The organism is Pantoea sp. IMH (genome assembly GCF_000599885.1).
Lineage (GTDB): Bacteria > Pseudomonadota > Gammaproteobacteria > Enterobacterales > Enterobacteriaceae > Erwinia.
In genome coordinates this window covers 49,347-72,566 of the sequence record NZ_JFGT01000007.1, presented here as the reverse complement: position 1 = coordinate 72,566, position 23,220 = coordinate 49,347, and the positions used below count along the sequence as shown (strand labels likewise).

Sequence of the window (23,220 nt, the reverse complement as noted above, 5' to 3'; positions counted from 1 at the left end):
CCGATGAGCGTAACTGAATTACAGCCAGCAATGGCACAACAAGCGGGAAGCGAGCTGTTACTTGACGTGAAGGATCTGCGCGTCACCTTTAGCACGCCGGACGGTGATGTCACGGCGGTTAACGACCTCAACTTTAACCTGCGTGCGGGTGAAACGCTCGGCATCGTCGGCGAGTCCGGTTCCGGGAAATCCCAGACCGCGTTTGCACTGATGGGGCTGCTGGCCTCAAATGGCCGCATTGGTGGTTCCGCGCTGTTCAACGGCAAAGAGATCCTCAATCTGCCGGAAAAGCAGCTTAACAACCTGCGCGCCGAACAGGTGGCGATGATTTTTCAGGATCCCATGACCTCGCTTAACCCTTATATGCGGGTGGGTGAGCAACTGATGGAAGTGTTAAAGCTTCATAAAGGGATGAGCAGCGCAGAGGCCTTTGAAGAATCTGTCCGTATGCTGGATGCGGTAAAAATGCCGGAAGCCCGTAAGCGAATGAAAATGTATCCGCACGAGTTTTCCGGCGGCATGCGCCAGCGCGTCATGATTGCCATGGCGCTGCTTTGCAAGCCGAAGCTGCTGATTGCTGATGAGCCCACCACGGCGCTTGATGTGACCGTACAGGCGCAGATCATGACGCTGCTAAACGATCTGAAAAGAGAGTTTAATACGGCCATCATTATGATCACGCACGATCTTGGCGTCGTCGCCGGTATCTGCGACCGGGTGCTGGTGATGTATGCGGGACGGACCATGGAGTATGGCAAAGCCCGAGATGTGTTCTACGAGCCAACCCATCCTTATTCCATTGGTCTGCTGAATGCGGTGCCGCGTCTGGATGCGGAAGGGGATTCGCTGATGACGATCCCCGGTAACCCACCGAATCTGCTACGCCTGCCGTCCGGCTGCCCGTTCCAGCCGCGCTGTCCCCATGCGATGGAAATTTGCTCAAACGCACCGCCGCTGACGCCCTTTGGCGAGGGTCGCCTGCGCGCCTGCTTTAAACCTGCGGAGGAGCTGGTATGACTGCGGTAGCTGAAAAGAAAGTGTTGCTCGAAATTGCCGATCTGAAGGTGCATTTCGATATTAAGGATGGCAAGCAGTGGTTCTGGCAGCCGTCAAAAACCCTGAAGGCGGTTGATGGTGTCAGCCTGCGTCTCTATGAAGGCGAAACGCTGGGCGTAGTGGGAGAGTCGGGCTGTGGTAAATCCACGCTCGCCCGCGCCATTATCGGCCTGGTCAAAGCAACAGATGGCCGCGTTGCCTGGCTGGGGCGCGATCTGCTGGGGCAGAGTGAGGAAGAGTGGCGCAGAGCCCGCAGCGATATCCAGATGATCTTTCAGGACCCGCTGGCTTCACTTAACCCACGCATGACCATCGGCGATATTATTGCCGAGCCGCTGCGGACCTATCATCCCAAAATGCCGAAACTGGAGGTAAAGGAGAAGGTTAAGGCCATGATGATGAAGGTTGGGCTGTTGCCAAACCTGATTAACCGCTACCCGCATGAATTTTCGGGTGGCCAGTGCCAGCGTATCGGCATTGCACGGGCACTTATCCTCGAGCCCAAACTGATTATCTGTGATGAACCGGTGTCAGCGCTGGATGTGTCGATTCAGGCGCAGGTAGTAAATTTACTGCAAAAGCTGCAAAGGGAGATGGGCCTGTCGCTGATATTTATCGCCCACGACCTGGCGGTGGTAAAGCATATTTCCGATCGCGTGCTGGTAATGTATCTCGGCCATGCGGTAGAGCTGGGCACCTATGGTGAGGTCTACCATAACCCGCAGCATCCATATACCCGCGCGCTGATGTCCGCTGTGCCTGTTCCCGATCCGGATCTGGAAAAGAACAAGGTTATCCAACTGCTGGAAGGGGAATTACCCTCGCCGATTAATCCGCCTTCCGGCTGTGTATTCCGCACACGCTGCCCGATCGCCGGACCGGAATGTGCCAAAACACGGCCACTGCTGGAAGGTAGTTTCCGCCATGCGGTCTCCTGCCTGAAAGTGGATCCGCTTTAACCAAAAAAAAGACCGGCGCTGCCGGTCTTTTTCAGTAGGTTATTCACGCCACAATATATGGCAAAGCTTATGATCTTTCTCACGACAGAGCAGGACACGGGCAAAGACATCATTGATCGGCTCACCCTCCGCTTCGCCGAGACCAATAACCACTTCGGAGAAAAAGTCCGGGTTCAGGTCAAAATCGACGTGTTCAGCCCAGTCCTCCGCAGGGTCAGAAAGCTCGGCGCCGCCGCGCTCCTCGAACTGCAGATTAAAGAGAATAATGTCAGCAGGATCGAGATTGTCGCCCGCCAGTTCCAGAAAAATATCGTAAGCCTGTTCCAGCGTTTCGTCGTCGGTAAGGCGATTATTTAAATCCATCATAGTTTCCGTCATGCCTGCTATTTTTCGCTCGTTTTACAGCAATGGACTGAAGAAGTAAAACAGTCGTTCAACGATCCGCTGCCAGTAGGCACGGCGCGACCAGCGGCTGGCGTCCACCAGTCTTGAGCGGGCGATATAATCATCCTGTACCCGCGCCAGATCGCTGCCAAACCCATCATCATCAATCACCATAGTAATTTCAAAATTCAGCCAGAGGCTGCGCATATCAAGGTTAACCGTGCCTACCAGGCTAAGTTGTCCGTCGACCAGCACGCTCTTGGTATGTAGCAGGCCATCTTCAAACTGATAGATTTTCACGCCCGCCTCAAGCAGCTCGGCAAAAAAGGCCCGGCTTGCCCAGCCGACGAGCATCGAATCATTATGCCGCGGCACAATGATACTGACATCGACGCCGCGCTGGGCGGCGGTACAGATGGCATGGAGCAGATCGTCACTGGGCACGAAATAGGGCGTGGTCATGATTAACTGTTCGCGGGCGGCATAGACGGCGGTTAACAGCGCCTGATGGATCAGGTCCTCCGGGAAGCCCGGTCCTGAGGCGATCACCTGGATAGTGTGACCGCTTTCCTGCTCAAACGGCATGATGTTGCCGTCCGGCGGCGGGGGCAAAATGCGCTTGCCGGTCTCGATCTCCCAGTCGCAGGAGTAGATGATCCCCATGGTGGTGGCTACCGGGCCTTCCATCCTGGCCATCAAATCGATCCACTGTCCCACGCCCGCATCCTGTTTGAAGTAGCGGGGGTCCACCAGATTCATACTGCCCGTATAGGCAATGTAGTTATCAATCAGCACAACTTTACGGTGCTGGCGCAGGTCCATACGACGTAAGAAGACACGCAGCAGGCTGACCTTAAGCGCTTCCACCACATCAATGCCGGCATTTCGCATCATCGCCGCCCAGGGGCTGCGGAAAAACTGTACGCTGCCGGCGGAATCCAGCATCAGGCGGCAGTGCACGCCGCGACGGGCGGCGGCCATCAGCGACTCCGCCACTTCATCGGCCAGCCCACCGGGCTGCCAGATGTAAAACACCATCTCAATATTATGCCGGGCCAGCTGAATATCGCGGATTAGCGCCCGCATAGTGTCATCAGTGGAAGTGAGAAGCTGAAGCTGATTACCCTTGACGCCCGCCACGCCCTGACGGTTTTCGCAAAGCTGAAACAGTGAGCGGGCCACGTCGCTGTTATTGTGGGCAAAAATATGCTGGCACGATTTCAGATCTTCGAGCCATTTGGCGGTGGAGGGCCACATTGTGCGTGCGCGCTCGGCGCGGCGCTTACCCAGATGCAGCTCCCCAAATGAAAGATAGGCGATGATACCGACCAGCGGCAGAATATAAATAATCAGCAGCCAGGCCATGGCAGAAGGGACAGCGCGACGCTTCATTAAAATGCGCAGGGTAACACTGGCTATCAGTAACCAGTAACCGAAGAAAATGAGCCAACTGATTAAAGTATAAAAAGTCGTCATGTAAGTGAAAATCCTGTTCACGCCGCAATAGAGGGAGTTTACGTGCAGTTGGCGTAAGGGGAAACCTTTTCCCGGTTAAAGTCATCGGACCCCATGCGGGGTCCGAAAGCGCTATACTGCGCCGCGAGTTTTTTCAGCAGAGGTTACTATGAGACGGAGCAGAAATGAAGTCGCACGCTGGCGGATGTCACGTCAGATACAACGCCGCCGGACACGGTGGCTCGAAGCGCAGTCGAGACGCTACGGACGCATGGTCGCTATCCGTCACCAGCTCAGCCAGCAGCAGCGGCGTTCAGTTCTGTTTATCACTCATCCTGTTAAACAGGCGCGTAGCGGGTAACGCCCGGCGCGCAGCCAGAGAAATCAGAACGTGCGCTTAAAGGGTTTGACCTGAACCTGTTTATAGACCCCGGCCGCAATGTAGGGGTCATCTTTTGCCCAGGCCTGCGCTTCCTCAAGGGAAGCAAATTCCGCCACCACGGTTGAGCCGGTAAAACCCGCGACGCCCGGTTCGTTGCTGTCCACCGCAGGCATAGGCCCTGCAAGAATAAGGCGACCTTCATCTCGCAGGAGCTGCAGGCGCGCCACGTGAGCAGGGCGCACGGCGCTACGCTTTTCCAGTGAATCGGCATTGTCTTCAGCATAAATTACATAAAGCACGGTCACAGCTCCAGTCAGTTTTCTTCATCGATCATCACGTTAAGTCATCGTTAACCGTTGTGCAATTGAAAGATAGCACTCTGTTGCTGACGTTCAGCAAAATTGACATTAATGCGGAAAACGGGACGACAATATCGAGAGGTTGTTGAAACTGATTGCTATTTGCATTTAAACTTGTCGCTTCACCTAAACAGCAGAAAGATTATGACGACGCTTGCAGAAACTTCTTTACCCAGCCGTATCTCACTGCCGATGCTGTTCTCGTTAGGCCTGCACGCCGTGGTAATTGGGGGAATTCTTTATGCCTCTTTTCACCAGACAGTGGAGATGCCGAAAGCGTCCCAGCCGATAAGCGTGTCACTGGTTGCCCCTGAAGTGCAGCCAGAGCCTCAGCCCGCTCCCCAGCCTGCGCCTGAACCTGTTGCTGAGCCGGAGCCCGAGCCGGAACCCGCACCTCTTCCGGAGCCGCCTAAACCGGAGCCCGTGCCCATTCCCGAACCGAAGCCCGTTCCCAAACCTAAACCGAAGCCGGTAAAAAAAGAGGTGATAAAGCCCAGGAAAGAGGTTAAGCCGAGAACCGAGCCACGGGCCGCGTCACCGTTTGCAAAAACCGAGACGCCCGCCACCCGGCCTTCAACGGCACCGAAGTCGACGCCGGCGGCAGCGCCTTCCGTCAGCAGCGGTCCGAGAGCGCTGCAACAGGGTAAACCCAGCTATCCGGCCCGCGCCTTTGCGCTGCGTCTTGAGGGAGAAGTAAGAGTACAGTTTGACGTCGACAGTGCCGGGCGTGTTGATAATGTCCGCATCCTTTCCGCCAAACCCCGCAATATGTTTGAGCGTGAAGTGAAGCAGGCGATGAAGAAATGGCGCTACGAACCTAATAAGCCAGGTAAGAATCTGACCACCAAAGTCATTTTCAGAATAAAAGGTGGCAGCAGCGTCGAATAAAGAGAAAGGCACGGCGACGCCGTGCCTGAGCAGGAAAAGGGTTATGCCTGTTGATCGTGTTGAAAATGGCTTTTATCAGCCGGCAAGGGACGGGATTTGCCGGCAGCATCGACGGCCACATAGACAAATACCGCTTCGGTAGTGCAGTAGCGCTGCCCGATAGGTTCGGATGAGACTTTCTTAATCCACACTTCCACATTAATCGTAATGGAGCTGGTCCCGGTACGGATACACCGGGCGTGACAGCTCACCACGTCGCCGACTGCCACCGGTTTGAGAAAGGTCATACCGTCAGCGCGAACCGTTACCACGCGTCCTCCGGCGATCTCCTTTGCCAGAATCGCGCCACCCATATCCATCTGCGACATCAGCCAGCCGCCAAAAATATCGCCGTTGGCGTTGGTATCGGCGGGCATCGCCAGCGTACGTAACACCATTTCACCCTGCGGAAGCCTGTTTCCGTCATTATTCATGCATTGCTCTTACTCTAAAGGCGCAAATAGCCGGCAGAAGCGCCGGGAAAATTACTTCTCTTCCTGCGGCATCAGGCGATAGATATAGAGGCCGCTAATCAGGGTAAAGATCAGGGTCAGTCCGGTCAGGCCGAAAACTTTAAAATTTACCCAGAATGCCTGTGACAGCCAGAACGCCACATAAATATTGGCCAGGCCGCAGGCGAGGAAAAAAATCGCCCAGGCGATGTTAAGCCTGCGCCAGGCGGAACCCGGCAGCGTCAGCTCCTTGCCCAGCATGGTCTGGATCAGCGGCTGTTTCATAAAGAACTGGCTGAAGACCAGCGCCGCAGCGAACAGGGTATAAATTACCGTGACCTTCCATTTGATAAATTCATCATTATGGAAAACCAGCGTCAGCGTGCCGAAGACCGCCACCAGCACAAAGGTGATGATGGTCATCTTTTCGAGCCGGCGGTAGAGCAGCCAGCTAGCCACCAGCGCCAGACCGGTGGCAACAATAAGCGCGCCGGAGGCGACGAAAATATCGTAAAGCTTATAGAAAACAAAAAAGACCACGAGGGGAAGAAAATCGAGTAACTGCTTCATAAGGGCTTCCAGATAACAGACTGAGACAAGGGTAACCAATCTGAAGCGGATGCCCTGACGGCCATCCGCTGACAGCAACTAGCGTAACAGCATATAAAGGCGATAAAGATAGATAATCAGTATGGCTGAGACCAGATTGCTTAGCGCGTTAAGCACCACAGAAGCGACGTTCGCCGGCAGGATAGTCAGCGAAGACGCCAGCAGCAGTACCGTAATTTTCGCCAGCAGCCAGAACGCCACGGCAGGCGCGACGATCTTCATCTGGCTCCAGACCAGACGCAGGCTGGTGCGCATGGCGGCAAAGACGCCCGTCTTCTCTGTACTCAGAATAACCGGCGCCAGCGACAGGAGAATTGCCAGAATAACGCCTGGCACCACCAGCACCATAAAGCCGAGCTGAACGACCAGCGTGACAATAAAGACCAGCAGCAGCAGACGTGGGAGCAGCGGGGCGGAGGCACCGATGGCGCGCAGCGCGCTGATTCTCTGTCCGGCAGAAACCATCGGGATCAGGCTCAGCATGCCTCCCAGTAGCAGGGTATTCCCCACCAGCGCGGCGAACGTACCGGCAGCCGAGGCGCGCAGTAGCACGTTCTGCTGTTCAGGTGACATATTCTGCACCATTTCAAGCAGGCTCATCCCAGAACCACTTTGACCTTCGGAGAGCAGGGCGAGCTGATCGGCACCCGGCGTCAGGGCATGGCCAATCAGCACGGTAATAAATGAGGTCAGCAGCGACAGCAGCACGATAGTGACCAGCTGATGGCGTAAAAAGTTCCCGGTGTCACGGTACAACGAACCCGCCGTGATAGACATGTAGACTCCTTGAAAAGCGGTGTTTTGCGATCCGGCGATTGTACATGGTCTGGCGCTAACCTGGCACCCTGTCTTACATAACTTTCGATTAAAGAAGAGATTATCCCATTGGCCAGCTCTGAACCTGTAAATGTCCATTTGTTTCTAACCCTAAGCATTTGTGCGGCGCGCGTTAAAACAGGTAAAAGTTGATCTATATCAACCGACTGTTTTTTAAGGAGTTTGAAAAAAATGATTAAGATGATGTTTCCAGTAATTCATTGTAAAAATACAGGGTTTTTCGCGTTTCGCTGTTGAGCGATGGTTATTTCATTTTGCTAAGGAGTAGTGATGAAACTGAAAGCTGTGTTACTTGCCGCCCTGACCCTGATGCCGCTGGTGGCCTCTGCCCATCAGGTGGGAGACTTCTTTATGCGTGCTGGTTCCGCTACGGTACGCCCGACTGGCGGATCGGATAACGTGCTGGGTCTGGGTGAATTTGACGTCAGTAATAATACCCAGCTTGGGCTAACCTTCACCTATATGGCGACCGATAACATTGGTATTGAGCTGCTGGGCGCAACCCCGTTCCGCCATAAGGTGGGGCTGGCGTCTACCGGTAATCTGGCAACCGTTCGTCAGCTACCGCCTACGCTGATGGCACAGTGGTATTTTATGGATAGCAGCAGTAAATGGCAGCCTTACGCGGGCGTGGGTGTCAACTACACCAAATTTTATGATGCCGACTTTAACCAGACCGGTCGCGATGCTGGCCTCAGCAACCTGAAGGTAAAAGAGTCATGGGGTGTGGCGGGTCAGGTTGGCCTTGACTACCAGCTGACGCCGGACTGGATGCTCAATGCGTCGCTCTGGTATATGGATATTGATACCAAAGTGAACTTCGATGCGGGTGGCTCCCGTCAGAGCATTGATACCCACGTTAATCCTTTTGTGTTCTTCTTTGGCGCAGGCTACCGCTTCTGAAGCGCAGGCGTAAAAAAAGGCGCATCACTGCGCCTTTTGACGTTTATAAAGCAGAACTATTTGATCTGCATTTTATTCGACACCGCTTTCACGCCTTTCACGCTGCGGGTGAGCTGAACGGCACGGTTAGCCATCTGTGGTGAAGTGACAAAACCACTGAGCTGAACGTGGCCTTTAAAGGTCTCCACATTGATTTCGGTGGATTTCAGCGACTCATCGTTCAGTAACTCAGCTTTCACTTTGGTGGTGATCACCGTATCGTCGATGTAGCCGCCGGTCCCTTCCTGAGTTGCCGTTGGGGCGCAGGCGCTCAGCGAAAGCGCCACCACAACGGCCACCACCATACCCGTTAAGACTTTAAATAACTTCATTGTTCTGCTCCCTGTTATCTTCATTAAAAATGCATGCTGTGTTTACAGAATCGCTCTGCAGAGGGAAGTGTTAGCCATAAACGCCGGTTTATCAACGTGATTGCTTAAAAAGCGCGTCTTACCCGCTGATATGAGGCGGCGGTCAGCGCGTTGCCGCTTTGAGCGAACTGACAAACGCCGTCAGCTCTGCCAGCATAACGGGAGGATTGGCGTGATTACGTTCGATGATCCTGACGATAGCCGATCCCGAAATCGCGCCCGCTGCGCCGGCCGCCAGCGCTTCTTTTACCTGATCAGGCTCGGAAATACCGAAGCCCTGAAGCGGCGGAGCGGCATGATACTCGCGCAGCTTCGTCACCAGATGTTCGAGAGACTGGCTTGTGCCACGCGACTCGGTACCGGTTACGCCAGCCCGCGAAAGCAGATAGGTGTAGCCGCGACCGTGTGAGGCTATCTCGCGAAGCAGATCGTCGCTGGCATTCGGCGGACAGATAAAAATGGGTGCCACATTATGACGCAGCGCTGCCTGACGGAAGGGGGCAGATTCCTCAACCGGCACATCTGCCACCAGCACGGAATCCACCCCGGCTTCCTCGCAGCGGGCATAGAAGTTGTCGATGCCGTTGGAAAATACCAGGTTCGCGTACATCAGCAGACCAATCGGCACGGTGGGGTGTTTTTGCCGGATAGCGGCAAGCATTTCAAAGCAGTGCGACGGCGTCACGCCTGCTGCAAAAGCCCTCAGTGTGGCGTTCTGGATAGTGGGACCATCCGCCAGCGGATCGGAGAAAGGAATGCCCAGCTCCAGCGCATCCGCGCCGCCTTCAATCAGCGCATCAACAATTTGCAGCGAAAGTTCGGGAGTCGGGTCGCCCAGGGTTACGAAAGGCACAAAAGCGCCTTCATTACGCTCTGCAAGACGACGGAATAGCTGATCGTAGCGCTCCATTACATTTCTCCCTTAGCGGTCAGAATATCGTGAACGGTGAAAATATCTTTATCGCCGCGTCCTGAAAGGTTCACCACCAGCAGCTGCTCTTTTTCCGGCGCTTCCCGCATCATCTTCAGCGCATGCGCCAGGGCGTGTGACGATTCGAGGGCCGGAATAATGCCTTCGCTCCGGCAGAGCGTCTTGAACGCTTCCATCGCCTCATCATCGGTGATGGAGACGTAATCGGCCCGGCCCGTACTGTTAAGATATGCATGCTGTGGGCCAACGGAAGGGAAGTCCAGCCCGGCAGAGATGGAGTAAGATTCTTCAATCTGGCCCTCTGCGGTCTGCATCATCGGGGCTTTCATGCCGAAATAGATACCCACGCGACCATGTTTCAGCGGCGCACCGTGTTCACCGGATTCAATGCCGTGTCCGGCTGGCTCCACGCCAATCAGCCCGACGGTTGTTTCATCAATAAAGTCGGCGAACATGCCGATGGCATTGGAGCCGCCACCAACGCAGGCGATGACCGCATCCGGCAGACGGCCCTCTTTTTCCAGAATCTGCACTTTGGTCTCTTCGCCAATCATCCGCTGGAATTCACGGACGATGGTCGGGAAAGGATGCGGGCCCGCAGCGGTACCGAGCATATAGTGTGCCGTTTCATAGCTTCCGGACCAGTCACGTAGCGCCTCGTTACAGGCATCTTTCAGGGTGGCGGAACCGCTATGGACCGGGATCACTTCCGCTCCCATCAGACGCATACGGAAGACGTTTGGCGACTGGCGCTCAATGTCTTTTGCGCCCATATAGATGCGGCATTTAAGGCCCAGCAAGGCGCAGGCAAGTGCGGAAGCGACGCCGTGCTGACCGGCACCGGTTTCGGCAATGATCTCTTTTTTGCCCATGCGTTTTGCCAGCAGCGCCTGGCCCAGCACCTGATTGGTTTTGTGCGCGCCGCCGTGCAACAGATCTTCCCGTTTCAGATAGAGGCGGGTACGGGTTCCTGCGGTAAGATTTTTGCACAGGGTCAGCGCGGTAGGACGGCCAGCATAGTTCTTCAGCAGATCGATAAATTCGGCCTGGAAGAGGGGGTCGCGCTGGGCGCTGACGAAGGCCTCTTCAAGCTGGTTCAGTGCCGGCATCAGGATCTGCGGCACATACATGCCGCCAAATTCACCAAAATAGGGGTTTAATAAAGTCATATCGCTTTTCCTTAATGGACGGGCAAGCGCCTGTCCTTACGGTCAGTACGCCTTCAGGGTCTGAAACACCGAGGCAATTTTTGACGCATCTTTAATACCAGGCTGGCTTTCCACGCCGGAATTAAAATCCAGGCCTGCGCATCCCAACTGGGCGGCAGTCACGCAGTTATCCGCGCCCAGGCCGCCGGCCAGCAAAACATTATCCAGGTTCTGATCGCGCAGCAGTGACCAGTCAAAACTCTGGCCTGTGCCGCCCGCACCCTGATCAAAAACGTAGCGGTCCACATGCTGCCAGTCGCGCGAAGGAAGCGAACCGGCAATACTGAATGCCTTCCAGATTCGTGTGTTATGCGGAAGCTGTTCACGAAGCGCAGCGACGAAAGCGCGATCTTCTTCTCCGTGCAGCTGGACGGCAGCGAGGTTCAGTTCACGGACAGCAGTGACAACGTCACTAATAGCGCTATTACGGAACACCCCGACATAATGCAGATCGCCGCCCTGCATCACCAGCCGTGCCTGTTCAAGGCTCACCTGGCGTGGCGATCCTTCAGCAAAGATCAGGCCACCGTAAATCGCCCCCGCTTCGAAGGCGCTGCGGGCATCTTCGGCGCGGGTCAGTCCGCACACTTTATTCTCACCCAGTATCACCCGGCGTACCGCCGTGGCCAGATTATCTTCGGACATCAGGGCGGAGCCGATAAGAAAGCCATTGGCAAAATGGCTCAGTTCCCGTACCTGCGCATAACTGTTGATCCCGGATTCGCTGATGACCGTCACGCCGTGCGCCACTTTAGGCGCCAGCCGGCGGGTACGATCCAGGTCGATTGAGAGATCGCGCAAATCGCGGTTATTGATGCCGATGACCTTCGCGCCGAGCGCCGTTGCCCGTTCAAGCTCTTCGTCGCTGATCACCTCTGTCAGAACGCCCATATTCAGGCTGTGCGCGACGGCGGCGAGTTGACGATACTGGTCGTCGTTGAGCACGGAAAGCATCAGCAATATGGCGTCTGCCTGATAAAAGCGCGCCAGATAGACCTGATAAGGGTCGATCATAAAATCTTTGCACAATACCGGCTGGGTGATGGCGGCACTGACGATGGGAAGAAAGTCAAAACTGCCCTGAAAATACTTTTCGTCGGTCAGCACGGAAACCGCAGAAGCATAGTGCTTATAAACGCCCGCGATGGTTGCCGGGTCAAAATCCTCACGAATCAGACCTTTGGATGGAGAGGCTTTTTTGCATTCCAGAATAAAGGCGGTTCTGGCCCCCTGAAGCGCATGGTAAAAATTGCGCGTGGCAGGCTTTATCTCGTCCTGAAACGTTGCCAGCGGCTGCTGTTGCTGGCGTGCCGCCAGCCACACCGCTTTATCCTGTACGATTTTAGCGAGTACGGTATCCTGCATGATTATCCTCTTGCTGCCAGTGCGATAACGTGTTCGTAAGGCTGTCCACTTCTGATGACGCTGAGCGCCCGCTGTGCGTTTTCACGCAAATCTTCGTGTCCAAAAATTTTCAGCAGCAGGGCGACGTTCGCCGCGACGGCCTCTTCGTGCGCGCGCTCGCCCTTACCCTGGAGTAAACGGGTCAGAATGTCACGGTTTTCTTCCGGCGTACCGCCAGCCAGCGCCTCCTGAGGATGGAAGCTCAGCCCGAAATCTTCCGGCGTCAGCTGATAGCTGGTGATTTCGCCCTCGCGCAGTTCCGCGATGTGGGTTGCGCTGTGCAGGGCAACTTCATCCATACCGCCACCGTGGACGACCGCGGCGCGCTGATAGCCGAGCATCTTCAGCGTATGGGCGATGGGCAGAACCAGCTCCGGACTGTAGACGCCAATCACCGCCAGCGGCGGACGTGCCGGGTTGATTAACGGCCCCAGTACATTAAACAGCGTACGGGTTTTTAACTGCTGACGGACCGGCATCGCGTGGCGAAAGCCGGTGTGATACTGCGGCGCAAACAGGAAACAGACATTCAGTTCATCGAGCGCCTGCCGTGCCTGTTCAGCAGGTAAGTCGAGGCTGATGCCAAACGCCGCCAGCAGATCTGAGGATCCGGACTTACTGGAGACGCTGCGGTTGCCGTGCTTGGCGACTTTCAGCCCGCAGGCCGCCGCCACGAAGGCGCTCGACGTGGAAATGTTAATGCTGTTGCTACCGTCACCGCCGGTGCCGACAATATCGGCAAACGGGTAGTCCGGGCGCGGGAAGGGCTTAGCATCTTCAAGCAGTGCGGTTGCCGCCCCGGCGATTTCCTCCGGGCGTTCACCACGGACTTTCATCGCAATCAGCGCGGCGGCAAGCTGGGTAGGCTCCAGCTGTCCGGTGATAATGGCTGAAAAAAGCTGGTGACTTTCCGCCTGCGTCAGGGTTGCTGCCTGGTAAAGCTTTTCCAGAATCGCGTTCATGGTTCTCTCCTTATTATTATGCCAGCGCCCAGGCGAGCGTTTGCTCCAGCAGGCGTGCTCCCTGCGTGGTCAGAATGGATTCGGGATGAAACTGAAACCCGCAGACGCGATCTTTGTCGTGGCGCACCGCCATGACCATGCCGTTGAAAGTGGCATTGACCGTCAGCCCGTCGGGAATATTACTGCCGACCAGTGAGTGATAACGTGCCACCGGCAAGGGCGACGCCAGTCCGGCAAACATACCTTCACCGTCATGGGAAATGGCAGATGCTTTACCATGAAGGATCTCGCCCGCCTGACCCACGTAGCCGCCGTAGGCTTCCACAATCGCCTGATGTCCAAGGCAGATGCCGATAATGGGCAACTGACCACGTAAGCGCGACAGCAACGCCGGCATACAACCAGCTTCTGAAGGGGAACCGGGACCCGGTGAAAGCACCAGCACCGGGTTCTCCAGGCTTTTGAGCCGTGCTATCAGCGTATCCGCCGGCACATTGTTGCGATAAACCACAACCGTATGTCCCGAGGCGCGCAGCTGGTCAACAAGGTTGTAGGTAAAGGAATCAAAATTATCGAGCAGCAGAATATCAGCCATCAGAAGATCTCCTTGCAGTGATGCGCCGCGGCAATAGCGCGCAGAACGGCGCGGGCTTTATTCCGGCTCTCATCCGCTTCAGCCTGAGGAATGGAATCGAGCACCACGCCAGCACCCGCCTGAACGGTAGCGATACCATCCTCAACATAGGCAGAGCGAATAACGATACAGGTATCAAGATCGCCGCTGGCGGTGAAGTAACCGACCGCGCCGCCATAGCTACCGCGACGGGTACCTTCAGCCGCCGCAATAAGCTGCATCGCCCTGACTTTAGGCGCACCGCTCAGGGTGCCCATGTTCATACAGGCGCTGTAAGCGTGAAGCACATCCAGATCCTTACGCAACGTGCCTACCACGCGGGAAACCAGATGCATCACAAAGGAATAGCGGTCAACCTTGGTCAGGTCGGCAACGTAGCGGCTTCCCGGTTCGCAGATGCGGGCCAGATCGTTACGCGCCAGATCGACCAGCATCAGATGCTCAGCAAGTTCTTTTTTATCGGTACGCATCTCAAGCTCGATACGGCTGTCGAGATCGCGGTCCAGAGAACCATCCGCATGGTGGCCACGGGGACGCGTACCGGCGATGGGATAGATCTCAATCTGACGATTAGCGGCGTCATATTTCAGTGAGCTTTCCGGCGACGCCCCAAACAGGCTGAAGTCGCGATCCTGCATAAAGAACATATAGGGGCTGGGATTGCTTTTCTTCAGGGTATCGTATGCCGCCAGCGGGGAAGGGCAAGGGAGCGAAAAGCGTCGTGAAGGGACTACCTGAAATATCTCACCAACGCGGATGGCTTCCTGCATCTGACGCACGATATCGCAATAGGCTTCATCGCTCTGATTGCAGCTTAATGTCATGCTTTCCAGCGTCTGTACCGGCAGCGGCACCGCAGGGTGCAGCATCTGCGCATGCAGCTGTTCGATGCGGCTTTGCAGACGTAAAAACTCACCCGATGTGGAGGTAAACAGACTCGCCTGTAACCGCGCGGTCTGGCTCTGGTGATCGATAATAAGCAGCGTTTCCGCCAGATAGAAACAGTAATCCGGGCAGCGTTGATCGTTATTCAGCTCGGGGAGATCTTCGAAACCGGCGACCAGATCATAGGCGAAAAGGCCACCAAGCAGCACCGCCTCGCGCTCCTCTTCCGGGCTGTTTACCAGCTGTGGGATAAGACGCAGCGCATCGAAAACCGACACGGCCTTCAGCCGCGAATCTTCATCCTGAACGGTATCGTCCTGAGGAAAGGTCAGTTCACGTCCGTCAGGGCGTACAACATTGTTAACGCTGGCCGGCAGTGCCGCATCCAGCAGCGTCAGCATGGCCCGCCCGTTCTCAGAAAGCGCCTGTACGCTGACAACATTGCCAAACGCCTTAATACGGAGCGCGCTGTCAACGATCAGCAGACTTTTCAGGTTGCGCTTACTGTCAATATCAGCGGATTCGAGCAGCAGCGTTGCCGGACGAGCGCCACACAGTTGATGAAATACGGAGGCCGGGTCCTCGCGGTAGGGGGCGCTGCCGGTAATCAACTTCACTGTAGGTTTGGCATTTGGCATGAGGTCAGTTCTCTGAATTTAGCGTAAAAAAAAGCCCGCATCAGGCGGGCTAAGGTCTCTGCTCAGTGTCGCGAACGACGCGCAAGATTCCTTCACCCTGTCAGGGGGAAGCGCGCCAGCTACCGGTAAGTATCGTTGTCATCAGCATCATGAGAGAAACCTTTTTGAAGTGAACTTGCGTACTAGTTAACTAGTTCAGGTGGGGAAAGTCAATACTCTTTTTCCCTGCGTCGGAGATTCTGGTTATCATGCTGCGACATTTACCGTCCCTCTGGAGCTGTTTTGACTGAACCTAGCCCTTTGAACGCCTGGCCAATATACGATCTGCACAGCCACACCCAGGCATCCGATGGATTATTGACCCCCGAAGCACTGGTATTGCGTGCCGTGGAGCAGCGTGTTGGCGTGCTGGCCATCACCGATCATGATACGACGGATGGCGTCAGGCCCGCTCAGGCAGCCATTGAGAAATTTCAGCTACCGCTGCGGCTTATTGCCGGGGTTGAGATTTCAACGCTGTGGGAGAATCATGAGATCCATATCGTCGGTCTTGGTGTCGATTGTGATAATCCGGTGCTGACGGCCTTTTTGCAGCAACAGAACGACAGGCGCATGGCGCGTGCCAGGCTGATAGCGGAACGGCTGGAGAAAGCGCATATTCCTGATGCATTAAGCGGTGCGCTGGCGCTGGCCGGTGGCGGCGCGATCACCCGTGGTCACTTCGCCCGTTTTTTAATCAGCCAGGGCAAGGCCGACAATATGGCGCAGGTCTTTAAAAATTATCTCGCCCGTGGCAAAACCGGCTATGTGCCGCCACAGTGGTGTACAATTAAACAAGCTATTGATGCCATTCATCATTCTGGTGGCCGCAGCGTGCTGGCACATCCGGGACGATACGGCCTTTCGGCGAAATGGCTCAAGCGCCTTATTGCGCACTTCAGCGAAGTGGGAGGTGATGCGATGGAAGTCGCCCAGTGTCAGCAGGCGCCCAATGAGCGCACGCAGCTTGCCCGCTACGCACAGGATTACCAACTGGCCGCCTCACAGGGGTCCGATTTTCATCAGCCCTGTCCGTGGATCGAACTGGGTAAAAAATTATGGCTTCCGGCGAATGTTGAGGCTGTCTGGCAACGTTTTCCGGAAATCGAACAGGTTTGAATGGCCGCTGCGGCGGCAACGAAGAGGTTTGTTATGAGTCAATTTTTCTATATTCATCCGGAAAACCCCCAGTCGCGCCTGATAAAGCAGGCCGTCGAACTGCTTAATAAAGGCAGCGTGATTGTTTATCCGACCGATTCTGGTTACGCGCTTGGCTGTAAGCTGGAAGACAAAAATGCGATGGAGCGTATCTGCCGCATTCGTAAACTGGATGGAAATCATAATTTCACCCTGGTCTGCCGCGACTTATCGGAGCTTTCAACCTATGCGCACGTGGATAATACCGCGTTCAGGCTGATAAAAAACAACACGCCCGGCAACTACACTTTCATTTTGAAGGCAACGAAGGAAGTTCCGCGCCGTCTGATGAACGACAAGCGGAAAACCATTGGGCTACGCGTGCCCTCCAACCCGATTGCGCTGGCGCTGCTGGAGTCGCTGAATGAACCCATGATGTCTACTTCGCTTATTCTGCCGGGCAGTGACATCACCGAGTCCGATCCCGAAGCGATTCAGGACGAAATTGGCAAGCTGGTGGACTTGATTATTCACGGCGGCTATCTCGGCCAGCAGCCCACCACGGTTATTGATCTGACGGAAAATACGCCAGAAGTGATCAGAGAGGGAGTAGGCGATATTACTCCTTTCCTCTGAGTATCACCCAAACCTGCCGGCAGCAATGCTGGCAGGTCATTTAATTTGCCTTTAGAGCCATTCATTATTCTGCAACCGAAACCAGGTAATAATAATCAGCTTGTCGACGACACTAACCAGGATTCGAAGTTTTTATAAGGGATATATAGCGAAACATCCTTAAGCGGGACTGGACTGTTTTTATGGCGCTTGATTTCGCTGGTGAAGCCGACAATCACACCGCCAATCGTTTCATCACTATTATATACCGCGCCGCCCGACATGCCTTTTACCACGCCAGCATTGGATACCATCGCCACGCAGGGGCGTTTATTCCATTCATTACGGATGCCCGTTTGCGCTAAATTAACGCCTGAGGACTCCACCGGCATGGCGGAAATAAAGCTGTAGCCGTACATTTTTACCGATTCACCAACGGTGCTGTTGCGGAATTTCGGCAGCGATTTGATGTCGTTTTTATGGTAAATAATCGCGAGATCGCAATAGGGATGATAAGCCTTAACGCGCTGCACCGAGAGTTTTGCCACATGGGCCGCAGTCAGGCTGTATTCAGGCGTGATGGGAATGCTGGAGCCCAGCGCGCCCACGCCCAGAATGGTAGGAATGCCGGTGAAGTTCATATCAACGCGCTTCAGCGCCTCACTGCTGTAGTCATACTGGCCGACAGAGCAGCCAGCGAGAGCCAGCGTCAGCAAAGCAGACGTGGGGATCGCCATTATTTTTTTCATGATCGTTCACACTTTCTCGGACACGTCAGGAAATCCCTGGTGAAGATTGATGACGTGTAATGCCGAAGCTGAGGATTAGTCAGCTGAGTAATAAGGAGCTGAGCTCCCCGGTTTTTATATAGAGGTAAAGCTGATAGTTATTAAAATAGTGACTTAAGGTAAATCTTAATATTTATTATAAAATCTTATGCTGGCTTATTCTGCCTGTGTGAATTCTACACAATCAAATCAGTGTGGCAAACCAATTAGGCAATAAATAAGCTAAAAGCTGAGATGATAAGGAATTAACTCAACCCGCAGACCTGCTGTGCTGGATATTTGTTATCCAGCTTGTTAATGGGAGTGTTCATTGCCATTACGGCAGAGTAAAATATCGTGAAAAAATTCAATAGTGGAATTAACAACCGGATAACATAGAGTTGTTGGTTCCTGATGCTTCTAATGGAGCAGTTGTCAGAACTTATACTAAAGTACAGTTAATTGACTCGCAGACACTCTTTTTATTAACAGATGACCTGAATTTTGTTGATATATGAAGGCGCATGTTACTCCGGAGAAATCAGAACTTATACTAAAGTACAGTGCATTCACCGAAGGCCGCTATTTTATTAACAGAGGGCCTCTATATCTGTTGATGGTTAAGGGCGCGTTTTAATCCGGAGAAGTCAAAACTTATACTAAAGTACAGTCCATTCGCCGGTGAGCGTTATTTATAAACCGACGCCCCGTAACAATAATGCGTGTGGCAGCATGTCGGGCATATAACGTCCGCTGATTGATTCCTGCGGTTGAATGATAAGCAATGCATCTTAATCACACGCCGATTCCTCCTTAATTACTTTCAGGTACGGTGGCCGAATGCCACGATCGATTTCCATCAAGTCAGGCCGCCATCGGCATCCGGCGTCATTAACGACCCGATGTTGCATTGCGTTATCATTGATGATGAAGATAGTGTAGAATGCGCTTCCCCTGAAATGGACAGAGCGTCAGCGGCCCGCCGCTGTGGCGATCGCATCCACTTCTGTTTACTCACCGGGGGACTCATTCATTAATGACGCCTGGGAAGGCGACACAGAGGATGCTCCATGAGCGAAAAGTTACAAAAAGTCTTAGCGCGCGCAGGCCACGGTTCCCGCCGCGAGATTGAAACTATGATTTCTGCCGGACGCGTCAGCGTGGACGGTAAACTTGCCACCCTGGGCGACCGCGTCCTGCCGAGCAAAGCCCTGAAGATCCGTATTGATGGTCACCTTGTTTCCGTCGCTGAATCCACCGCCGAAGTTTGCCGCGTGCTGGCGTATTACAAGCCGGAAGGTGAACTCTGTACCCGTAACGATCCGGAAGGGCGGCCAACCGTCTTTGATCGTCTGCCAAAACTCCGTGGCGCACGCTGGATTGCCGTAGGCCGTCTGGATGTGAACACTTGCGGGTTACTGCTCTTCACGACCGATGGTGAACTGGCAAACCGCCTGATGCACCCAAGCCGTGAAGTGGAACGGGAATATGCCGTGCGCGTGTTTGGTCAGGTTGACGAAGACAAGCTCAAGCAGCTGAGCCGTGGCGTGCAGCTGGAAGATGGCCCGGCCGCCTTCAAAACGTTGAAATTTACCGGTGGCGAAGGCATTAACCAGTGGTACACCGTAACGCTGACCGAAGGGCGCAATCGTGAGGTTCGTCGCTTGTGGGAATCAGTCGGTGTGCAGGTTAGCCGACTGATCAGAACCCGCTACGGTGACATCAGCCTGCCTAAAGGCCTGCCGCGCGGCGGCTGGACCGAGCTGGATCTGCCGCCGACCAACTACCTGCGTGAGCTGGTGGGTCTGCCACCGGAAACCGAAAGCAAAGTCGCGGTTGAGAAAGATCGTCGTCGCACCAAAGCGAATCAGATCCGTCGGGCGGTGAAGCGTCATTCTCAGGTCAGTCCTGGCCGCCGTCCTGCCAGCAAGCGCTAGTACCACAGAACAGCAAAGGGCGACTCAGGTCGCCCTTTTTTGATCTACAGAGAGTTCCCGCCCCTATTACCAGTCAATACCCTGCTGCGCCTGAATGCCGGCATCAAAGGCGTGCTTAACCGGGCGCATCTCAGTAACCGTATCTGCCATCTCCAGAATATCCCGGTGACATCCTCTGCCCGTCACGATAACGCTCTGGTGAGAGGGGCGGGCGGCCAGCGCGGCGACCACCTCTTCAACAGCCAGGTAATCGAAACTGACCATATAGGTCAGCTCATCCAGAATCACCAGGTCGAGCGTCGCATCGCTCAGCATACGCCTGGCATGCTCCCAGGTTTGCAGGCAGGCGGCGGTATCGGTTTCCTTGTTCTGCGTATCCCAGGTGAAGCCGGTCGCCATTACCTGAAATTCAACGCCCAAAGGTTCAAGCAGATTACGTTCGCCGTTTGGCCATTCACCTTTGATAAACTGAATGACGCCCGCACGCCGCTGATGACCCACCGCGCGGGTGACGGTGCCGAAAGCCGCCGTGGTTTTCCCTTTTCCGTTGCCGGTAAAGACCATAAGAATGCCGCGATTTTCCGTCGCAGCCGCCACGCGGGCATCCACTTTTTCCTTCAGCCTTTGCTGGCGCTGCTGGTGACGATCGGTGGCCATTATTCTGCCGCTCCGGGCTTGCGTCCCGGCTGAGCGTCAAAGCTGATCCCCGTTTCATGCCGGCTTTCGTCACCCATCAGATAGAGATAGAGCGGCATGATATCGGCAGGCGTTTTCAGCTTATTTGCATCTTCCTGCGGGAAGGCACTGGCGCGCATTTTTGTTCTGGTGCCACCCGGATTAATGCAGTTAACGCGCAGGTTATGATCGCGGTACTCGTCCGCCAGTACCTGCATCATGCCTTCAGTGGCAAATTTAGAAACGGCATAGGCGCCCCAGTTGGCGCGTCCCTGACGTCCCACGCTTGAGGTGGTGAACACCAGCGAACCTGAAGGGGATTTCAGTAGCAGCGGAAGCAGCGCCTGAGTCAGGAAAAAAGTGGCATCGATATTTACCCGCATTACCTGCTGCCAGACCTGCGGATCCTGCTCCGCCATCGAAACAATTTCACCCAGCAGCCCGGCATTATGCAGAACGCCGTCCAGACGGGGGACCTCATGGGCTATCTCTCCGGCAAGCTGCTGGCAGCGCGCCGGCGTTGCCTGCTCCAGATCAAGCAGGAAATAGCTCGCTGTCGCTTTTCCCAATGCGGCGATCTCATCCACGACGGCACGCAGCTTTTGCGGGTTTCTGCCCAACAGCAGGACTCTGGCACCATAGCGGGCATAGGTCAGGGCGGCTTCACGGCCAATGCCATCACTGGCACCGGTAACAAGAATAATGCGATCGGTCAGCAAATTGCTTTCAGGTTGATAATCCATGATGAACTCCTCTGGCGGTCGCGGTAAAGCGCACAGGGCGGTGCCCGCTGTGGCCTGCCCGCGATGAATTAACTGCTTTATGCCTTAAAACGCGGCGCACTTCAACGAAAGAGGGCGCTAAAAGCGTGGATTCCGGGCGGGAACCGGGCGACGCGGGGCGACGACTCGGCTACACTAGCAGCTGTTCTAATACGATGTTAAATAAGGCGGAATGAGTGGAATTACTCTCTTATTATGGACTTTTTCTGGCTAAAACGGTCACCGTTGTGGTGGCTATCGCGGCCGTCGTGCTGCTGATAACCCATCTCGCGATGCGTAAACGTACTCAGAACGGCCAGCTCACGCTGACCGATTTGGGCGAACGTTATAAAGAGATGAAAGAAAACATGATGCTGGCCACCATGAAGCATCATGACCAAAAGCAGTGGCATAAAGAGCAAAAAAAGAAAGAGAAGCTTGAGGCCAAAGCGGCTAAGCAGCGGATGAAGCAGGGCATCAAAACGGAAAACGGTAAGCCCCGGCTGTTCGTAATGGATTTTAAAGGCAGTATGGATGCCCATGAAGTTTCGGCGCTACGTGAGGAGATCTCTGCGGTCATCGCCGTGGCTAAACCGGAAGATGAAGTACTGCTGCGGCTGGAAAGTCCCGGCGGCGTGGTCCATGGTTACGGTCTCGCCTCCTCACAGCTTCAGCGGCTGCGTGATAAAGGGATTCGTCTGACCGTTGCGGTCGATAAAGTTGCCGCGAGCGGCGGCTATATGATGGCCTGCGTGGCAGATCGTATCGTCGCGGCGCCGTTCTCCATTATCGGTTCAATTGGCGTGGTGGCACAGATCCCTAACTTCAACCGTCTGCTCAAGCGTAACGAGATTGATGTGGAACTGCATACGGCGGGAGAATATAAGCGAACGCTGACGCTGTTTGGGGAAAATACCGAGCAGGGGCGCGAGAAATTTCGTGAGGATCTCAACGAAACGCATCAGCTTTTTAAAACGTTTGTTCATCAGATGCGCCCTTCGCTGGACATCGACAGCGTGGCGACCGGGGAACACTGGTTTGGCACTCAGGCGCTTGAAAATGGACTGGTTGATGCCATTGGCACCAGCGACGATCTGATTATTGACCAGCTGGCGGGCCATAACGTCATCGCGGTGCGCTTTGTTACCCGGAAAAAAATGATGGATCGCTTTACGCAAAGCGCGGCGGGCAGCGTGGAACGCCTGCTACTGCGTCTCTGGCAGCGCGGCGAAAAACCCCTGCTGTAACAGAGAGGCTGGCAGCGGCAATATTGGCCGCTGCCTTTCATAAGGCAGCTGTTCCCGTCTGCACCCGCTCTTAATCACTCCTCAAGATGGTAACGAGCCGAGAGGCTTGTCGCCAGAAATTTAAACACGTTAAAGACCTGAGTACTTTTCGCCGTGGGTAATCCCTGCTCATCCAGAAAGTAATCGCCGCGAAAAACCAGCACGTCGCCGTTCTGCTCCACATCCGTTGCAACCAACCCTGGAAAAGCGAGTTCGTGCTCCGCGATCATACCGTTCGCCTCGTTGAGCAGGGAGGTCCGATCGATGCCCTGAGTCTGATTCACAGATTTCTCTCCTTTATAGTCTTATTCAGCGACGTTATCTTACGTCCGGCGCGGTAAGAATCGCAAGGCGTACAAAAAAACGGACATTCTCCCCGGACGTCTGTTTTCTGTCCATTAACGGTCTGTTTTTTTGTTCACTTTCTGGCGTAAACGTCAGGCAGATGCTAATTAAGTTGCGTATCGAATTTTATCAGGTAGAGTGTGGGCGTTTCGGGTTCCGGGCGTAAAACAGACTTTACGCTTTGTTAGTGATTCGCTTAACAGGTAGTAAAATGTGCCGTAAAACAGGGAGTTGGTTATAGCGTTATCGATCACTGTTGGCGA

Annotated in this window: 24 protein-coding genes and 1 pseudogene; 9 read left to right on the top strand and 16 right to left on the bottom strand. The window is 54.6% G+C overall.

Translation table 11 applies throughout. From position 1 onward, the window contains the following. The first annotated feature begins 3 nt into the window (after positions 1–3). A complete protein-coding gene (locus EA20_RS0118350) occupies positions 4–1,017 on the top strand; it encodes an ABC transporter ATP-binding protein (protein ID WP_024968220.1) in 1,014 nt (337 codons plus the stop codon). After that, a complete protein-coding gene (oppF, locus tag EA20_RS0118345; protein WP_024968219.1) occupies positions 1,014–2,015 on the top strand; it encodes a murein tripeptide/oligopeptide ABC transporter ATP binding protein OppF in 1,002 nt (333 codons plus the stop codon). The genes EA20_RS0118350 and oppF overlap by 4 nt, the downstream gene beginning before the upstream one ends. A gap of 39 nt (positions 2,016–2,054) precedes the next feature. Here the strand turns inward: oppF and EA20_RS0118340 are convergent, their stop codons facing one another. Together EA20_RS0118340 and cls are read right to left on the bottom strand one after the other, a co-directional pair. Continuing rightward, positions 2,055–2,378, bottom strand: coding sequence for an HI1450 family dsDNA-mimic protein (locus EA20_RS0118340; RefSeq protein WP_024968218.1), 324 nt, complete (start codon positions 2,376–2,378; stop codon positions 2,055–2,057). A gap of 36 nt (positions 2,379–2,414) precedes the next feature. Then, positions 2,415–3,875, bottom strand: a complete 1,461-nt coding sequence (cls, locus tag EA20_RS0118335) for a cardiolipin synthase (protein WP_024968217.1) — start codon at positions 3,873–3,875, stop codon at positions 2,415–2,417. A 148-nt stretch (positions 3,876–4,023) separates the two neighbouring features. On the opposite strand from cls, the gene EA20_RS20480 reads away from it, so the two are divergent. After that, the gene (locus EA20_RS20480) at positions 4,024–4,215 is read left to right on the top strand and encodes a YciY family protein (protein ID WP_071995454.1); all 192 of its coding nucleotides are present in this window, start codon (positions 4,024–4,026) and stop codon (positions 4,213–4,215) included. Positions 4,216–4,238: 23 nt separating this feature from the next. On the opposite strand, the gene EA20_RS0118330 is transcribed toward EA20_RS20480, so the two are convergent. Further along, on the bottom strand, positions 4,239–4,535 hold the full coding sequence (locus EA20_RS0118330) for a YciI family protein (RefSeq protein WP_024968216.1): 297 nt from the start codon (positions 4,533–4,535) through the stop codon (positions 4,239–4,241). A 204-nt stretch (positions 4,536–4,739) separates the two neighbouring features. Here EA20_RS0118330 and tonB point away from each other — a divergent pair, with 204 nt between their 5' ends. Then, positions 4,740–5,483, top strand: coding sequence for a TonB system transport protein TonB (gene tonB / locus EA20_RS0118325; RefSeq protein WP_024968215.1), 744 nt, complete (start codon positions 4,740–4,742; stop codon positions 5,481–5,483). Between the two features lie 41 nt (positions 5,484–5,524). Here the strand turns inward: tonB and yciA are convergent, their stop codons facing one another. The 3 genes from yciA to EA20_RS0118310 form a co-directional block, all read right to left on the bottom strand. Continuing rightward, positions 5,525–5,956: an acyl-CoA thioester hydrolase YciA gene (gene yciA, locus EA20_RS0118320; RefSeq protein ID WP_024968214.1), complete on the bottom strand. Its 432-nt coding sequence runs from the start codon at positions 5,954–5,956 to the stop codon at positions 5,525–5,527. Positions 5,957–6,007: 51 nt separating this feature from the next. Continuing rightward, positions 6,008–6,544, bottom strand: a complete 537-nt coding sequence (locus EA20_RS0118315) for a septation protein A (RefSeq protein ID WP_024968213.1) — start codon at positions 6,542–6,544, stop codon at positions 6,008–6,010. Between the two features lie 78 nt (positions 6,545–6,622). Beyond that, positions 6,623–7,360 carry a YciC family protein gene (locus EA20_RS0118310; RefSeq protein WP_024968212.1) on the bottom strand — a complete coding sequence of 246 codons (738 nt, stop codon included), beginning with the start codon at positions 7,358–7,360 and terminating at the stop codon, positions 6,623–6,625. Positions 7,361–7,690: 330 nt separating this feature from the next. On the opposite strand from EA20_RS0118310, the gene ompW reads away from it, so the two are divergent. Continuing rightward, a complete protein-coding gene (gene ompW, locus EA20_RS0118305; protein ID WP_024968211.1) occupies positions 7,691–8,323 on the top strand; it encodes an outer membrane protein OmpW in 633 nt (210 codons plus the stop codon). 56 nt (positions 8,324–8,379) lie between these two features. Here the strand turns inward: ompW and EA20_RS0118300 are convergent, their stop codons facing one another. From EA20_RS0118300 to EA20_RS0118270, 6 genes and pseudogenes are all read right to left on the bottom strand, one after another. Then, positions 8,380–8,694, bottom strand: a complete 315-nt coding sequence (locus EA20_RS0118300; protein WP_024968210.1) for a BON domain-containing protein — start codon at positions 8,692–8,694, stop codon at positions 8,380–8,382. Positions 8,695–8,836: 142 nt separating this feature from the next. After that, positions 8,837–9,643, bottom strand: a complete 807-nt coding sequence (gene trpA / locus EA20_RS0118295) for a tryptophan synthase subunit alpha (protein ID WP_024968209.1) — start codon at positions 9,641–9,643, stop codon at positions 8,837–8,839. Beyond that, entirely contained in the window at positions 9,643–10,833 is a 1,191-nt protein-coding gene (gene trpB / locus EA20_RS0118290) for a tryptophan synthase subunit beta (protein ID WP_024968208.1), read from the bottom strand. The genes trpA and trpB overlap by 1 nt, the downstream gene beginning before the upstream one ends. Positions 10,834–10,875: 42 nt before the next feature. Next, positions 10,876–12,237 carry a bifunctional indole-3-glycerol-phosphate synthase TrpC/phosphoribosylanthranilate isomerase TrpF gene (trpCF, locus tag EA20_RS0118285; protein ID WP_024968207.1) on the bottom strand — a complete coding sequence of 454 codons (1,362 nt, stop codon included), beginning with the start codon at positions 12,235–12,237 and terminating at the stop codon, positions 10,876–10,878. A gap of 2 nt (positions 12,238–12,239) precedes the next feature. Further along, positions 12,240–13,833 (bottom strand): annotated as a pseudogene (gene trpD, locus EA20_RS21200) (bifunctional anthranilate synthase glutamate amidotransferase component TrpG/anthranilate phosphoribosyltransferase TrpD). Next, the gene (locus tag EA20_RS0118270; RefSeq protein WP_024968204.1) at positions 13,833–15,395 is read right to left on the bottom strand and encodes an anthranilate synthase component 1; all 1,563 of its coding nucleotides are present in this window, start codon (positions 15,393–15,395) and stop codon (positions 13,833–13,835) included. The pseudogene trpD and the gene EA20_RS0118270 overlap by 1 nt, the downstream one beginning before the upstream one ends. A gap of 282 nt (positions 15,396–15,677) precedes the next feature. Between EA20_RS0118270 and EA20_RS0118265 the strand changes: the two genes are divergently transcribed. Together EA20_RS0118265 and EA20_RS0118260 are read left to right on the top strand one after the other, a co-directional pair. Then, positions 15,678–16,553, top strand: a complete 876-nt coding sequence (locus tag EA20_RS0118265) for a PHP domain-containing protein (RefSeq protein WP_038381783.1) — start codon at positions 15,678–15,680, stop codon at positions 16,551–16,553. 33 nt (positions 16,554–16,586) lie between these two features. Further along, positions 16,587–17,207, top strand: a complete 621-nt coding sequence (locus EA20_RS0118260) for an L-threonylcarbamoyladenylate synthase (RefSeq protein ID WP_024968202.1) — start codon at positions 16,587–16,589, stop codon at positions 17,205–17,207. Between the two features lie 95 nt (positions 17,208–17,302). Here EA20_RS0118260 and EA20_RS0118255 read toward each other — a convergent pair whose 3' ends face one another. Then, positions 17,303–17,935, bottom strand: a complete 633-nt coding sequence (locus EA20_RS0118255) for a trypsin-like peptidase domain-containing protein (protein ID WP_024968201.1) — start codon at positions 17,933–17,935, stop codon at positions 17,303–17,305. Positions 17,936–19,023: 1,088 nt separating this feature from the next. On the opposite strand from EA20_RS0118255, the gene rluB reads away from it, so the two are divergent. Then, entirely contained in the window at positions 19,024–19,890 is an 867-nt protein-coding gene (gene rluB / locus EA20_RS0118250) for a 23S rRNA pseudouridine(2605) synthase RluB (protein ID WP_024968200.1), read from the top strand. Positions 19,891–19,956: 66 nt separating this feature from the next. Here rluB and cobO read toward each other — a convergent pair whose 3' ends face one another. Both cobO and EA20_RS0118240 read right to left on the bottom strand, forming a co-directional pair. Next, entirely contained in the window at positions 19,957–20,547 is a 591-nt protein-coding gene (gene cobO / locus EA20_RS0118245) for a cob(I)yrinic acid a,c-diamide adenosyltransferase (RefSeq protein ID WP_024968199.1), read from the bottom strand. Next, a complete protein-coding gene (locus EA20_RS0118240; protein WP_024968198.1) occupies positions 20,547–21,308 on the bottom strand; it encodes a YciK family oxidoreductase in 762 nt (253 codons plus the stop codon). The genes cobO and EA20_RS0118240 overlap by 1 nt, the downstream gene beginning before the upstream one ends. A gap of 215 nt (positions 21,309–21,523) precedes the next feature. Between EA20_RS0118240 and sohB the strand changes: the two genes are divergently transcribed. Beyond that, a complete protein-coding gene (gene sohB, locus EA20_RS0118235) occupies positions 21,524–22,573 on the top strand; it encodes a protease SohB (RefSeq protein ID WP_024968197.1) in 1,050 nt (349 codons plus the stop codon). A gap of 74 nt (positions 22,574–22,647) precedes the next feature. Here the strand turns inward: sohB and EA20_RS0118230 are convergent, their stop codons facing one another. Further along, entirely contained in the window at positions 22,648–22,896 is a 249-nt protein-coding gene (locus tag EA20_RS0118230; protein ID WP_024968196.1) for a DUF2498 family protein, read from the bottom strand. Positions 22,897–23,220: the final 324 nt, after the last annotated feature.

Coding starts and splice junctions, on each gene's coding strand:
- cobO (WP_024968199.1), bottom strand. CDS start 20,547: ATGGCCACCGATCGTCACCAGCAGCGCCAGCAAAGGCTGAAGGAAAAA.
- cls (WP_024968217.1), bottom strand. CDS start 3,875: ATGACGACTTTTTATACTTTAATCAGTTGGCTCATTTTCTTCGGTTAC.
- rluB (WP_024968200.1), top strand. CDS start 19,024: ATGAGCGAAAAGTTACAAAAAGTCTTAGCGCGCGCAGGCCACGGTTCC.
- EA20_RS0118310 (WP_024968212.1), bottom strand. CDS start 7,360: ATGTCTATCACGGCGGGTTCGTTGTACCGTGACACCGGGAACTTTTTA.
- oppF (WP_024968219.1), top strand. CDS start 1,014: ATGACTGCGGTAGCTGAAAAGAAAGTGTTGCTCGAAATTGCCGATCTG.
- EA20_RS0118270 (WP_024968204.1), bottom strand. CDS start 15,395: ATGCCAAATGCCAAACCTACAGTGAAGTTGATTACCGGCAGCGCCCCC.
- tonB (WP_024968215.1), top strand. CDS start 4,740: ATGACGACGCTTGCAGAAACTTCTTTACCCAGCCGTATCTCACTGCCG.
- trpCF (WP_024968207.1), bottom strand. CDS start 12,237: ATGCAGGATACCGTACTCGCTAAAATCGTACAGGATAAAGCGGTGTGG.
- EA20_RS0118300 (WP_024968210.1), bottom strand. CDS start 8,694: ATGAAGTTATTTAAAGTCTTAACGGGTATGGTGGTGGCCGTTGTGGTG.
- EA20_RS0118260 (WP_024968202.1), top strand. CDS start 16,587: ATGAGTCAATTTTTCTATATTCATCCGGAAAACCCCCAGTCGCGCCTG.
- EA20_RS0118350 (WP_024968220.1), top strand. CDS start 4: ATGAGCGTAACTGAATTACAGCCAGCAATGGCACAACAAGCGGGAAGC.
- ompW (WP_024968211.1), top strand. CDS start 7,691: ATGAAACTGAAAGCTGTGTTACTTGCCGCCCTGACCCTGATGCCGCTG.
- EA20_RS0118240 (WP_024968198.1), bottom strand. CDS start 21,308: ATGGATTATCAACCTGAAAGCAATTTGCTGACCGATCGCATTATTCTT.
- EA20_RS0118315 (WP_024968213.1), bottom strand. CDS start 6,544: ATGAAGCAGTTACTCGATTTTCTTCCCCTCGTGGTCTTTTTTGTTTTC.
- trpB (WP_024968208.1), bottom strand. CDS start 10,833: ATGACTTTATTAAACCCCTATTTTGGTGAATTTGGCGGCATGTATGTG.
- trpA (WP_024968209.1), bottom strand. CDS start 9,643: ATGGAGCGCTACGATCAGCTATTCCGTCGTCTTGCAGAGCGTAATGAA.
- EA20_RS0118255 (WP_024968201.1), bottom strand. CDS start 17,935: ATGAAAAAAATAATGGCGATCCCCACGTCTGCTTTGCTGACGCTGGCT.
- EA20_RS0118340 (WP_024968218.1), bottom strand. CDS start 2,378: ATGGATTTAAATAATCGCCTTACCGACGACGAAACGCTGGAACAGGCT.
- EA20_RS20480 (WP_071995454.1), top strand. CDS start 4,024: ATGAGACGGAGCAGAAATGAAGTCGCACGCTGGCGGATGTCACGTCAG.
- yciA (WP_024968214.1), bottom strand. CDS start 5,956: ATGAATAATGACGGAAACAGGCTTCCGCAGGGTGAAATGGTGTTACGT.